Origin of the sequence: Scytonema hankhaensis NUACC26, from assembly GCF_045865695.1 — a bacterium.
Taxonomy (GTDB): domain Bacteria; phylum Cyanobacteriota; class Cyanobacteriia; order Cyanobacteriales; family Nostocaceae; genus Scytonema.
Window position 1 is genome coordinate 35,985 of sequence record NZ_BAACAP010000225.1, and the last position, 12,566, is coordinate 48,550.

Annotated in this window: 12 protein-coding genes and 1 pseudogene; 6 read left to right on the top strand and 7 right to left on the bottom strand. The window is 38.7% G+C overall.

Features of this window, described 5'->3' with window-relative positions:
* Positions 1-106: 106 nt before the first annotated feature.
* Together ACKTT2_RS32510 and ACKTT2_RS32515 are read left to right on the top strand one after the other, a co-directional pair.
* Entirely contained in the window at positions 107-1,045 is a 939-nt protein-coding gene (locus tag ACKTT2_RS32510) for a hypothetical protein (RefSeq protein WP_407894537.1), read from the top strand.
* Positions 1,046-1,066: 21 nt separating this feature from the next.
* A pseudogene (locus ACKTT2_RS32515) lies at positions 1,067-1,361 on the top strand (IS4 family transposase); the annotation flags it as partial.
* A 152-nt stretch (positions 1,362-1,513) separates the two neighbouring features.
* Here the strand turns inward: ACKTT2_RS32515 and ACKTT2_RS32520 are convergent.
* From ACKTT2_RS32520 to ACKTT2_RS32530, 3 genes are all read right to left on the bottom strand, one after another.
* Positions 1,514-1,951 (bottom strand): type II toxin-antitoxin system VapC family toxin, encoded by a 438-nt coding sequence (locus tag ACKTT2_RS32520; protein ID WP_407894539.1) that lies wholly within the window; start codon positions 1,949-1,951, stop codon positions 1,514-1,516.
* Positions 1,948-2,259, bottom strand: a complete 312-nt coding sequence (locus ACKTT2_RS32525; protein WP_407894541.1) for a type II toxin-antitoxin system HicB family antitoxin — start codon at positions 2,257-2,259, stop codon at positions 1,948-1,950. Before ACKTT2_RS32525 ends, ACKTT2_RS32520 begins: the two co-directional genes overlap by 4 nt.
* Before the next feature lie 298 nt (positions 2,260-2,557).
* Positions 2,558-3,130 carry an MOSC domain-containing protein gene (locus ACKTT2_RS32530; protein ID WP_407894543.1) on the bottom strand — a complete coding sequence of 191 codons (573 nt, stop codon included), beginning with the start codon at positions 3,128-3,130 and terminating at the stop codon, positions 2,558-2,560.
* A 328-nt stretch (positions 3,131-3,458) separates the two neighbouring features.
* On the opposite strand from ACKTT2_RS32530, the gene ACKTT2_RS32535 reads away from it, so the two are divergent.
* On the top strand, positions 3,459-4,283 hold the full coding sequence (locus ACKTT2_RS32535; RefSeq protein WP_407894545.1) for an alpha/beta fold hydrolase: 825 nt from the start codon (positions 3,459-3,461) through the stop codon (positions 4,281-4,283).
* 265 nt (positions 4,284-4,548) lie between these two features.
* Here the strand turns inward: ACKTT2_RS32535 and ACKTT2_RS32540 are convergent, their stop codons facing one another.
* Positions 4,549-5,784, bottom strand: a complete 1,236-nt coding sequence (locus ACKTT2_RS32540; protein ID WP_407894547.1) for an ABC transporter substrate-binding protein — start codon at positions 5,782-5,784, stop codon at positions 4,549-4,551.
* Positions 5,785-5,807: 23 nt separating this feature from the next.
* Positions 5,808-6,380 carry a hypothetical protein gene (locus tag ACKTT2_RS32545; RefSeq protein WP_407894549.1) on the bottom strand — a complete coding sequence of 191 codons (573 nt, stop codon included), beginning with the start codon at positions 6,378-6,380 and terminating at the stop codon, positions 5,808-5,810.
* Positions 6,381-6,506: 126 nt separating this feature from the next.
* Between ACKTT2_RS32545 and ACKTT2_RS32550 the strand changes: the two genes are divergently transcribed.
* A complete protein-coding gene (locus ACKTT2_RS32550; RefSeq protein WP_407894551.1) occupies positions 6,507-6,998 on the top strand; it encodes a hypothetical protein in 492 nt (163 codons plus the stop codon).
* Positions 6,999-7,032: 34 nt separating this feature from the next.
* On the opposite strand, the gene ACKTT2_RS32555 is transcribed toward ACKTT2_RS32550, so the two are convergent.
* Positions 7,033-7,503, bottom strand: a complete 471-nt coding sequence (locus tag ACKTT2_RS32555; protein WP_407894553.1) for a GNAT family N-acetyltransferase — start codon at positions 7,501-7,503, stop codon at positions 7,033-7,035.
* 182 nt (positions 7,504-7,685) lie between these two features.
* On the bottom strand, positions 7,686-8,012 hold the full coding sequence (locus tag ACKTT2_RS32560) for a helix-turn-helix domain-containing protein (protein WP_407894555.1): 327 nt from the start codon (positions 8,010-8,012) through the stop codon (positions 7,686-7,688).
* A 175-nt stretch (positions 8,013-8,187) separates the two neighbouring features.
* Here ACKTT2_RS32560 and ACKTT2_RS32565 point away from each other — a divergent pair, with 175 nt between their 5' ends.
* Positions 8,188-9,792, top strand: coding sequence for an AAA-like domain-containing protein (locus ACKTT2_RS32565; RefSeq protein ID WP_407894557.1), 1,605 nt, complete (start codon positions 8,188-8,190; stop codon positions 9,790-9,792).
* Between the two features lie 7 nt (positions 9,793-9,799).
* Complete coding sequence (locus ACKTT2_RS32570; RefSeq protein ID WP_407894559.1) at positions 9,800-12,448, top strand: AAA-like domain-containing protein; 2,649 nt, start codon at positions 9,800-9,802, stop codon at positions 12,446-12,448.
* The last annotated feature ends 118 nt before the right edge of the window (positions 12,449-12,566 follow it).

Here is a 12,566-nt window from a genome sequence, read left to right on the forward strand (position 1 = left end):
AAGGGTTTTGGGAGCCAATGCTAGGCAACACACTGGCGCGGCACTGGCTAAGACAGATTTTTTAGCTTAAACTTTAACAAAAATGACAAGGTGATACTTTTTATCTATGCAAATTGATTTTAAGTTTTTGTTACTCACAATTTTATTCTTAATAATTTTTGGAGTAATATTTTGTTGTATTCATCGTCAAACTTCAAACTCTTCTGAGCAAACTTTAACTAAACTCATTTTAAAAGTTCCGCCAACACTATCTCAATTGATAGGGATATTTTTTGTAGGACTTGCAAGCTTTTTTTTAGTTTTTTCCTGGTGGTACACACCTATTGTACAACTTAATTGTACCCGTTCAATCCTAAATAAACCTTTTATAAATAATAACATTCCACATCCTGTTTGTGAAGTAGTTGAATTTAACTGGTTTGGTTATGAAAAACTGAAAAAAATAATAGCTGATTTACAAGGAGTTAAATTAGAAAGGAAAACAGAGACTGATAAAGAGGGTAAAGTATCTTATAAATATCAAGTTATCCTAATAAATAACACAGATAATATTACTTTTCGAACTGTTGACTACAGTAAAGGTGAATCTGAAAAATATCAATCTGTCATCTCTACAATAGAAACTTTTCTAGCTGAATCGTTACAAACATCCCTGGTATTTCAAGAGGATGATAGAGATATTGGTTACTTTGGTGTGGGAATAAGTCTTTTTTTGGGGGTGCTATCTTTATTAATTATAACTAGTAGTCCGTCTATAATCTGCTCTTTCGATAAAGAAGCCAATCTTATGACTTTAATTCGTAGCAGATGGTTTGGAATTTTTGGGAACCTAGTTATTCAGTATGAATTAGATGAAATTGTTGATGTGAATGTGGAAAATACTGATAGCGAAGAAAGTATTGTCTATCGAGTTGTTTTTGTATTAAATTCGGTTGAAATTTTACCTTTAACTTATGTTTATAGTTCTGGTTCTGCAAGTAAGTATCAAATCGCTAAAATGATTAAAAATTTTTTGAAAACCAGTCCTGAGAGTATTAATACTTAAAGTTAATTAGATGTACGCCAAGAATCGCCTGCTGATGAGCTGTCGTTACCCTTTGACTCCATTTCTTTAGAGATAATTTATCGTGGTCTTTATCATTTTTACGTTGCTCATCAAAAAGGTAAAGCAACAAACCCAGTTAAGTATTTTGCTGCTCGGTGAAAATCAAGATTTAGGTATTGTTAAACGACAACGAAAATCTAACATTAAGCTAATTGTTGCTGCCTTTCCTGAAAAGCAACGAGGCTCAAATCAGTTTTTCTTTCAAGCATCTTCTCAAAGTCTCTTGACAATTACCTTACAGCCTTGCACCCCATAAACCGTACATCTTCAATCTAAAAATTAACTGTCCCCAAAATCCCGATTGTAAAGATTTGTAAAAAAACTCTGACGAATTACGGAAGACACTACTTGTCGTTTGTCATACAATAAAAGCAAGCTTTCTAAGCTTTTTTGTTCGTCGAACTCACGTTAATTTAGCGGCACTGACCAATCTTGAATAATTAACCCTGGTACTTTCTCAAAGTCTTGCAAATTTCTACTTAACAAAATACCGCCTGAAGCAAGGGTAATTGCAGCAATTCGTAAATCTAAAGTACCAATCCGAATCCCTGCTTTTCTAAATTCTCGAAAATATCGATCTGCAGTGAGGTCGTACTCCAAAATCTCTAATTCCGAAAAAAGAACAAAGGTTTGCTTTAATTTCTCATATGCCCCAACCAATGCTTGAGATGTCGTAGCTTTGCGAATCTGAGCTATCCGTCCAGCATATTGTTCTTCAAGGCTCACCACTGTTGTAAACAGCATATCTGAAGAATGCTGTCGCGTCTGAAGAATGCGAGCACAGACTTGAGGATGAGCGCGTTCGTAGAGACTGAGATGATCTGTATCCATTATGTAGCAAGTCATTCAGAAAATTCTTTCTCATCTACTTGCTGACGATAAGACGCAACTTCTGCCAAAAAATCGTCAAATGTTGGGTCTGAGGCAAAAATACCCATATGTTTGAGCCAAGGATCTGTTTCTTGGTGCTCGCGCTTTTGATCTACCTCAATTGTCACTAACTCACCTGACGCCAGTTTGGTTTCTAAAGAAGCTTTGGCAAGCGCTATGGCTTCTTCCTTTGTGCTACCTTCGACTGTAGTGTTGGGGATACCGACAACGGAAGCGATGAATTTTTTTTCTGGATGACTTTCAATAAAAACTTGATATTGCATAGCTAGTTTCTCTAAATTATAAAAGTTCTTTTTGATTTTATAGCAATCCTAAATGATTTATGAGAAAGTACTGAATTCATTTCCAAAATATAATGTTAAATATTTAACGCTTCTATTTTACCTTTTTTCAAGTATTATAGCCATAAAGACGATTATTACTTAGATGATATTGATACTGAATAGGGAAGTAGTATTTTCTCACATACGATCTAGGATTGCTATAGATATACGATAAACACATTTGCACTATGAACTACCCCACCTACTTCGTACTTTTTACAGCTTGCCTCACTTGCAGCTATGAGTCAATTCTGAGTTCATCACCAATGCAAATTGTTTTTCCTTCTTCGGTAACAGGTAGCCGCGTATTGATTGCCAAGCGGTAGAAGTGGTTGAATCGCGTTCGCTCTGCCCATGCGGGTAAACTTGTCCGTCGTTGTGCCACAAAGGTTTTTTGGAAGTTTGGGTAAGCAACTCCAGTTTTGGAATCACGAGTAATTACAACACAGCGCTGACAAGGGTTAATACCCATAAACTGTACATCCCCAATCTGGAAATTAACCGTCCCCTCTGCTTCTGTAAAAAGCCGATCTTCCCAAAAAGCAGGGACACCTGAAATTTCAATATTGGAGCGAAAACGCGAACGAACTTCTTCAACATCGAGTCCGGGATACCATGAGGCAATTGCTTCTAGTGTTGCTGTGCTAATGATGGTTGGACCGGGAGACACAGTATCATCTGGAAATCCCGTTTCGAGATTTTGCTTCACTTCTACTGGAAAACCAAAGAATTCATCCAGCCAACACTCAACTGCTTCACGCTCTTTTTCGACATGAAATACATTTACGCAATCTGTTTCCTGTACTCGCAAAGAAACTATGTTGGTTTCGAGATCGAATTCAAAGTTTAAGCCAAGGATCTGTTTTTTGGTGCGATCGCAAAGCTAACGGCTATACAGCCGTATCGCTCTGCCCGTTCGGGTAAAGTTGTCCATCATTGTGCCACAAAGGTTTTTTGGAAGTTTGGGTAAGCAACTCCGGTTTTGGAATCGCAAGGAATCCCGTCAGTCATAAGTAATATAGTAGTGTAATTGCAGAATTGCAGAATGATATAGCTTTGAACTTTCAGTAGTTGTGGTTTTATGAGTAGGGCAATTGTAGTTAAATCAGTAGGAACACAATTTGAGGAGATTGCTAGCTATGCCATCTAAGCAAATTCAGATGGGACATTTGAACTTCCACGTTCTAGAAGAGGGAAACGGATTACCAGTTTTGCTTCTGCACGGATTTCCAGATTCTTCATACCTCTGGCGACATCAGATTCCAGCTCTTGCTAAAGAGGGGATGCATGTCATCGCTCCAGATTTACGTGGGTTTGGTGAGTCTGACAAGCCAGCAGAGCCAGAGTCTTACAAATTGCAACTCATTGTTGAAGATGTAATTGGAATACTTGACCAATTAGGTATTGAGCGCACTCATGTTGTGGGTCATGACTGGGGTAGTGCAGTGAGTTGGACGCTCGCCGCCCTTTATCCAGAGCGGGTCGATCGCCTAGTTGCTCTTTCCGTAGGACATCCGGCGACTTTCTTCAAAACAGGGATGGAGCAGCGAGAAAAGTCATGGTATATGTTGCTGTTTCAGTTTCGCGAAATCGCTGAAGAGTTACTGACTCGTGAGGATTGGAAGCTCTTTCGTGACTTGTTTAATCATCATCCAGAGATATCTAAGTGGCTCAAAGATCTCCAACGACCGGGAGCGTTAACAGCAGCTTTGAACTGGTATCGAGCAAATGTTGCTCCTGAGCAATGGCTTCAAGAGAAAGGGTTACTCCCAAATGTCCAAGCCTCAGTGCTGGGAGTTTGGAGCAGCAGAGATGCGTATTTAACCGAAGCACAGATGCTTCTATCGGCTCAACATGTTTCTGGAGCGTGGAATTACGAACGAATAGAGGGCGCGAGCCACTGGATGCAGCTTGACCAGCCTGAGAAAGTTAATAGTTTGCTCTTAAATTTTCTCTTAAGCTGATATTGATTAAAAATCCGATTCCTGTATAGCTGAGGTAGTGCGTTGCACTGCTAGCACTTGCCGTGCGAATTCTATTCGCCAAGGCAAGTACGAATTGAAACTTTACAAACATCCTTTAAAAGCGAAAAGTCATGCTATGTGTGAAAATGGAAAGAGCTTAATCAACAAAATCTTCGTCTGATTGATATTGGAGTCGTCAACGACTAAACCACGGAAGAATGTGTTAGAGCCCCGACTTCTTTGAGAAGTCGGGGCTCTGAAAACATTAGAAAAGCTTGCGATAGTAGACTAACTTGCGATCGCTTAAAACTTCTGGATGTAGAATTTTAATGATATCGGATAGGACTATATGGGGATTGCTGATTCCACTTTCCCAATAATCGTTACCACCACTCGAGTTAAGACGAGCATTATTATTGTAGAGATTTCCATTTTTGATAGCTTTAAAATCTGCATAGCGGTTGTCTTCAGCAAGTAAATCTTTTTTGGTTTTCCAATATAAACTCCCATTTAACCAATAATCGGCATTGGTAGCACGTTCAAACACTTGTTCCAAGGATAATGGTAAAGTTCCTGATGATTTATTGTCTTGCCAAAGATAATTTGCACCAGCGTCAGCAAAATATTGTGCTACATAACTGTTACCTCCTGGCATATACCAAGTTCCTTTTGAGTTAAATCCGACAAATACAGTTGGACGATTTTTTGCTGCTTTAGCTTTGGCTGAAATTGCTTGATATTGTTTTGCAATTTCGTCAAAAATTTCTTCTGCTTTAGCTTCACGATTAAAAAATAGAGATGTGAATTTTATCCATTCGGCTCGTCCTAATGGAGATGATTCCATATAATCAGCGTTAATAGCTACCTTTAAACCTGCTTCTACAAGTCTGGGATAACTATCAATGCTTGGATTGCCGACTCCATATGTCGTTACTAAATCTGGGTTTAATTCTAATATTTTTTCTATGTTTAGACTATTATCAATTCCTAATTTGACTAATTTATTAGCTTTAATTTTTTCAATAACGCTAGTGGTATTGACTGTACTTGTATCGCTGACTCCAAGAAGTTTATCTACAACTCCTAACTTATCTAAATGAGGTAAATGAGTCGTAGAAAGCGAAACAATGGTATTTATAGGGATTTGAATAATTTGTGATTCTTTAAATCCTTTTGGAACTGGAGTACCGCATTGTACAAGGACGTATTGAAATATAGTATTTGCATTTTGCCATGAATTTTTTACTGTAACAATTTTATAATTTTTATGGTATTCCACTACAAAACCTTTTGCATAATCAACACTGACCTTTTTGGGAAAATAATCGGTTTTTCCACTATATTTTTTAACACATTCTAGGTTCAGTTTACTATTAGCTCCTATAATTGTGTTATTGCTAGTTTTCTTTGAACTGTAGCAAGAAACTATAAAAATAGTAATTAAAAATACCTGACATAAAAAGATTATAGGTTTGAATCTTAAAAATCTTAGAGCTTTCATGTTTCAGAGCGCGAGCGTTTTATTCACATAACTTTTTGTTTGCGCTTGTACATATAAGCTGCACCAACAACTGCAAAAGCTAACAAACCTAATAAAGAAGATTTTTCAGGCACGCGACGTAGAATGATATTGTCTGTCTTAATAATGATATTGCCACCACTCGTTCCGAGTCCAGAATTAGGAGGCGTCAGCAAAATAGAAACAGCATCAATAGTGATACTACCACCATTAGTACTAGGTACAGAATCAACAGGTGTTACGAAGATAGAGCCAGCATTAATGCTGATATTACCACCACTCGTTACAGGTAGAGAATTAGGAAATCCCAGGGAGATAGAGCCAACGTTATCAGAGCCAGTACTCGTTATAGGTAGAGAATTAGGAAATCCCAGGGAGATAGAGCCAACATTATCAGAGCCAGTACCGATCGCTCTTGGTACTATGTCAGGATTAGTGACCAAGGCTCCCGCGTTCACTGTGAGCGTTCCCCCACTTTGAGCCAAAGCATAACCTTCGAGGTTAGCCCACGCTCCTGTAGCAACTAAAAAACTCGTTAACCATAATAGTCTATGCCAATTCTTGCGATTAGTTATCATCTTGAATGACCTCTGGAAAAGGAATTCTGTCAGAACATGATATATAATTAGCCATTTATCTGTGATATCTTGACGATTTACTCAAAACTTTGAAAAAGAGTTACTATTCTTAATATTTGAAATTTTATGCTGAAATTGAATTTCACTCTCATCTTTAATTACATTCTGCCAAATTTGATTATTAGTACTATATTGGGTGTAATTATTTCATTGGCGATTGGTTCTATTATTGGTTTAATCGTTGGGTTAATTAAACGTTGTATTAATCAAATAATGACTCCTGCAATCTTTGGTTGCTTCTTTGGAACAATGCTTGTCTGTATGATGCCAACCTACTCCGTACCCGGACTCGTGCAATCATGGGGAAAAGGCGGGGGTCTTGGCTCGTTACCAGTTTTATTTATGATGATTATTCTCGCACCAATTGGTGGAATTTTTGGTGCAATAGGAGGTAGTACGTTTGGACTAAAATTTTTCCAACGGCTGACAAATCGAAAACTTCTAATTTTGCTGGCTGCAACTTACATTCTTATGGCTATTTCTATCTATGTCAGTTTTTCGCTCATCTGTGGTAAGCCCACTTTAGCCCAATGGTACTGCACAGAAGTCGGGTTTTAGCAGTGGTAAGAACCGACTGTTAATAACATCTTTATCAACTAGGTGCATTCAACACTTTACGAAACACAACCTTATCAGCACCTGCTGTGTAGAAGTCCCGGATGCGAGCCTCCTCCTCAAAGCCGCACTTCACGTAGAACTTTTGCGTGCGATCGAAGCTTGCTAACGTTTCCACCAGTAGCATGCGTCCACCGCGTGCTTTCAAAGTTTCTTCAACATAGTGCAGCAGTTTTCCACCGCGTCCCTGTCCCTGATGGTCGGGGCGAATGGCAATCAATTGTAAGTTCCACGTCCCATCAGTCATGGGTTCAGGCTCGCAGTAGGCGACCCCTACTACTCCGTCTTCGTCATCGTCATCAACAATCCAGAAGCGATCGCTGTCGTTGTTGGCGAAGTAGTCAGTCAGCATTTTGCTGAGTTTATCGAGTTCATGCGGCTCGAAACCGATTGTGTTTGCTACGGCAATCAACGCTTCTGCATCTTCGGGTTTTGTTGGTCGGATCATCGAAACTTCAGTGTATGCTCTATTTTCACGTATATATTAGTTGTAAAAGTATTTTTTTGACCAGTTTCTTGGTAGATGAGTCCCGCTCCTCGCCTTCTTACTGTACCTCACACACATGGAAATCGCTATAAAGAACATCCCGAAATATTCACCCAATTCTGCCTACAGAAATTTATCCTACTCTATAGCGATACAACGGTTTCACCCGTTTGGTTTCCTGCATTACGGGGGCGAAGATGCAAAGTAATTTCGGTATCGAGGTGTTTGAGGAACGTAAGAAGTTTCCCTTCACTAAACCGTTGAAACTCTCCTCGCATCAAATACGATACTTCTGGCTGGGGAATGCCAAGCAATTTACTAATTTCCCGTTGTTTCAAATTACGTTGTTTTAACAGGCGAAGAACCTGAATTCCGATCTTTCCTCGCGTGAAAAGCTCTTCTGCCTCCTCCAAACCAAGGTCAGCAAAGACGTTGCCACTGCTTTCTTCAAAAACGGTTTGTTCTGTCATGGTTGTTCCTCTGGCGTAAGTGCGTCTTTATAGCGTTGTTTAATCAGGTCAATATCAGTCTGTGGGGTGTTAATCGCTATGAATGCCAAAAGCCCAATCGCGAGACTGCATAACTAAACTTGACTGGTACTTATAAAATATTAAACATTAGAGTAACCTCAGCATCTAGAAATTGATGAATGGTAACACTGCCACTAGCCGCAAAATACTAATTCTCACTGCTATTCCAGACGGTTTACGCTTGGATAAGGAAATTCGGGAGATTGAGGACGCGATACGTAGGGCGATCCGGCGGGAGCAGTTTGAGATTAGAATTAGAACTGCTGTACGTCCTCAAGATATCCGTAGGGCATTGGCAGAAGAACAACCCCACATCGTCCATTTTTGCGGTCACGGTACGTCAGATGGTTGCTTAGTCTTGGAAGATGACTCTGGGAACCACAAACCCATAACACCACAAGGGCTAGCTGCTTTGTTTAAGTTGCACAGAGAATATGTAAACTGTGTAGTCCTCAATGCTTGTTATTCAGAAAAATCCGCTCATGAAATTAGCCAACACATTAATTATGCGATTGGTATGAATCAATCTATTGGCGATCGCGCAGCTATTGTCTTTGCGATTGGGTTTTATGATGGGTTAGGATACGATAGTAGTTGTATTGTAAGAGCTTATGAGGAAGGTTTGGTTGCCGTTCAAATGGAAGACCTGTCACAAGGGTCGATACCAGTTTTGAAAAGACAAGCTTTTTGGAATTCGGATATGCCTCACAATTCTGGTGACTCTACAACAGAACCAACTGCAATCTATATCGAGCGATCGCCCATTGAGGAAAAATGCTATAAATCCATCGTGCAGCCAGGGGAGTTAATTCGGATTAAAGCACCGCAAAGAATGGGCAAGACTTTACTATTAGAGAACTTGCTGAATTATGCCAGACAGCAGGGATATAAAACAGCGAAATTAGATTTGAAGCTAGCTGATGACTGCATCCTCAACGATCTAAAAACATTTCTCCAATGGCTGTGTGTTGATGTTTCCGATAGTTTAGATTGGGAAGCTAATTTAGAGAAATACTGGCAAGATGTTTATGGATTAAACAAAAATTGTACTCGTTATTTCCAAAAATATTTACTATCAGTTATAGAAACTCCCCTAGTCTTTGCTATAGATAATTTTGAACGACTGTTTGAACACCCCGAAATATTTCCTCAATTCTGCTTGTTATTGCGGAGTTGGTACGAAAATGCCAAACAAGGAGATAAGATAGGGAATATTTGGAAGAAGTTGCGGTTGGTGGTAGTTCATTCCACAGAAGCTTATCCAACTTTAGACACCAATCATTCACCGTTTAATGTTGGCATACCCATAGATTTACCAGAATTTAGCAGACAGCAGGTAGAAACTCTGGCTAAGGGATATGAAGTTAACGAACAAGGGTTAACTCAACTTATGGATTTGGTTGGAGGACATCCTTATTTTATACAGCAGGCTTTAGCCAACCTCAAAAGCCAGCAAGTTACCCTAGAGGAACTAGTGAAACTTGCACCAACAGAACAAGGAATTTTTAGCGACCATTTACGACAGCAATTGTGGAATTTACAGCATAATCAGAAGTTAGAAGAAGCATATCATAAAGTGGTGATGGCAAATGAACCCGTGCGACTGGATGCAGAAGTTGGGTTTAAACTGCATAGCTTGGGGTTAGTAAAACTGTCTGGCAATGATTGCGTTCCCAGTTACGATTTATATCGTCAGTACTTTTCTGAGCGTTTGCGGTAGGTGAGCTATGTTTGACGAATACCGATTTTCTGGAAGTCTTCCCGAAGAAGCCACAACCTACGTCACTAGAGAAGCCGATGGCGAATTGTATGAAGGGCTAACAGCAGGAAAGTTTTGTTACGTCCTCAATTCTAGACAAAGTGGAAAGTCCAGTTTGCGCGTCAGAACCATGCGCCGATTGAGAGATTTGGGTGTAGAGTGCGCGGCTATTGACCTTTCTGCTGGAGGTATTCAAAACGTCCCACCAGAACAATGGTATGCAGATTTGATTGATACTCTGATTGATAGCTTTGGATTGGATGTGGATTTTGGGGATTGGTGGGGACAGAACCAATTAAATTCTCTGGTGACGCGATTTCGCAAGTTTTTAGAAGAAATATTGCTTGTTGAGATTCAAGAAAATATAGTGATTTTCATAGATGAGATCGATAGCGTCCTCAGTCTCAACTTTCCCACTGATGATTTTTTTGCTTTTATTCGTTCTTGTTACAATCAACGTGTGGATAATCCTAATTACAATCGCCTCACCTTCTGTTTGTTAGGAGTCGCATCGCCAAGTAATTTGATAGAAGATAAAAAACGCACACCATTTAATATTGGGAAAGCTATTAGTATCAAGGGTTTTCAACTACATGAAGTTGAGCCTTTAGAAAAGGGGTTGCAGAAAAGGTATCCTGATTCTCATAGAGTGATGAAGGATATCTTACATTGGACGGGCGGACAACCGTTTCTAACGCAAAAGCTTTGTCAATTTATGGTGGAGGAGTCTTTTCAAGATAATCCAAGGAACGTCGAACAAGTCGTGCGATCGCGTATCATTGAAAATTGGGAGTCACAAGATGAACCAGAGCATTTGAGGACTATTCGTGACAGAATTTTGCGAGACGAGCAACGTGCTGGATATTTATTGGAATTATATCAACAAATTCGACATTCAGAAGAACAAGCTGAAGTGATAGCAGATGACACATTAGAACAAAGCGAACTACAGCTATCAGGATTGGTTGTTAGACAACAGAATAAGTTAAAAGTTTATAATCCTATTTATAGAGAAATCTTTGACCGAGATTGGATTGAAACTCAGTTGAGGAATTTACGCCCTTACTCTGAAAATTTTCGTTTTTGGGTTGCTTCTGATGGTAAGGATGAATCGCGTTTATTGCGGGGGAAGGCGTTACATGATGCGCTATTATGGGCGTCTGATAAAAGCTTAAATTATCAGGATAGGGAGTTCTTAGCAGCAAGCCAAGCCAAGGAGAAAGAAGAAGCGATCGCGGCATTGGAAAAAGAAGCTCAATTAGAACGTGAGAGGAAGGATAAGGAAGCAGTAGAGAAAAGGAATTTGGTACTAAGTGAAGCGAATCAGAAAGCACGACAACGGATACGTATCGGTGGGGTTGTTTTAGCTATAACTTTGTCAGTAGCAGGAACTTTAGGAGTTCTAGCATACGCTTTCGCGAAGCAACTTACAAGAACTCAACAATATCTTAAAAACGTCGGAACTCTGACTCAACTAGCAGGAAAACTCAAAGATAAGGGTTATAATGATGAAGCCAAAGAACTGCTTTCACAAGCTAGTCAATCTGTTAATATACGAAATCATAATAGCCAGCTACAAGTTCTTTATGCTGGTATAGCGTATGCAAATTTACATTTAAGTGAACATAATTTAAATAAAGAAAAAAATTTTGAAGAAGCTAAAACTAATCTTAAAGAAGCCAAAACTTATCTGAGTAAAATAAAATTAATCGATGACAATTTTTTAAAAGAAGGTTTACAAGTCGAGATTCTTAGATTGAAAACTGAAGGAATTTTATACAAACAAAACAAAGAAAATAAAAAAGCTATTGAAGTTTATCAAAAAGCTTTTGATACTCTAAATAATCTTAAAACCAAGGTGAAAGAGAAAGATAATGCTGTCATCAGCCCACTATTTAACCCCAATATTGAACCAAAACTTCTATCGAAAGAAATTGTTGTATCTTTACATCTCGAATTTATGGAATTACTACAAACTAAAGATAAAACTTATTTAAGTGTATTTGAATCTTTCAAACAACACCTTTACGATGAACTAGACAATTTACTGGTAAATAAAAATTGGCGTGAAGCCAATGAAAAAACATATTATTTAATGTCCTATATTGCTGAAGGAAAATATGAAGAAGTAAGCAATTTACACATATCTAATATCAATAAAATTTCTTGTCATGACTTAAAAGAAATTAACAAAAAATGGCTAAAAAATTCTGATAATATTTTTGGTTTTAGTTTGCAAAAGGAGATTTTTTGGGAAGAAATCAAAAAAGAAGGTCTTGACTTGACAACTCTAATAACACAGGACTTCAAGAAAATCCAGGACTTACGCCTACTTCAAAATGATTTTAACGATCGGGATAAACTATTAATGAATCGCCTTGAAAAGGCATATGAACGCTTTGCCACTCGTATTGGGTGGCGTGTTGAGCGTGGTGTTGAGGGTGATTATACAGAGCTAGAATGGAGTTATAATGCCCCTCAAATAACAAAAAATAAGGGGTATGTATCACACCTACCTTCAGTTCATTCCGATGGGGTGTTTGATTTCGGTGGAGAAGGGACTATACTCGTGGGAGCTGTTCCCTTCTTTTCTCGCGTCACGATTTGCAAACTATAATATGTAAGCGTCACAGGCTTTTGTAAAGATTTATTTATCAAGGAATTTCTACGAATTTATAAGCATTGGGCCATTTTCTATACTTGGCTACGAACCTTTTTTAAAGTATAGTCTGATT

Coding starts and splice junctions, on each gene's coding strand:
- ACKTT2_RS32510 (WP_407894537.1), top strand. CDS start 107: ATGCAAATTGATTTTAAGTTTTTGTTACTCACAATTTTATTCTTAATA.
- ACKTT2_RS32520 (WP_407894539.1), bottom strand. CDS start 1,951: ATGACTTGCTACATAATGGATACAGATCATCTCAGTCTCTACGAACGC.
- ACKTT2_RS32525 (WP_407894541.1), bottom strand. CDS start 2,259: ATGCAATATCAAGTTTTTATTGAAAGTCATCCAGAAAAAAAATTCATC.
- ACKTT2_RS32535 (WP_407894545.1), top strand. CDS start 3,459: ATGCCATCTAAGCAAATTCAGATGGGACATTTGAACTTCCACGTTCTA.
- ACKTT2_RS32540 (WP_407894547.1), bottom strand. CDS start 5,784: ATGAAAGCTCTAAGATTTTTAAGATTCAAACCTATAATCTTTTTATGT.
- ACKTT2_RS32545 (WP_407894549.1), bottom strand. CDS start 6,380: ATGATAACTAATCGCAAGAATTGGCATAGACTATTATGGTTAACGAGT.
- ACKTT2_RS32550 (WP_407894551.1), top strand. CDS start 6,507: ATGCTGAAATTGAATTTCACTCTCATCTTTAATTACATTCTGCCAAAT.
- ACKTT2_RS32555 (WP_407894553.1), bottom strand. CDS start 7,503: ATGATCCGACCAACAAAACCCGAAGATGCAGAAGCGTTGATTGCCGTA.
- ACKTT2_RS32560 (WP_407894555.1), bottom strand. CDS start 8,012: ATGACAGAACAAACCGTTTTTGAAGAAAGCAGTGGCAACGTCTTTGCT.
- ACKTT2_RS32565 (WP_407894557.1), top strand. CDS start 8,188: ATGAATGGTAACACTGCCACTAGCCGCAAAATACTAATTCTCACTGCT.
- ACKTT2_RS32570 (WP_407894559.1), top strand. CDS start 9,800: ATGTTTGACGAATACCGATTTTCTGGAAGTCTTCCCGAAGAAGCCACA.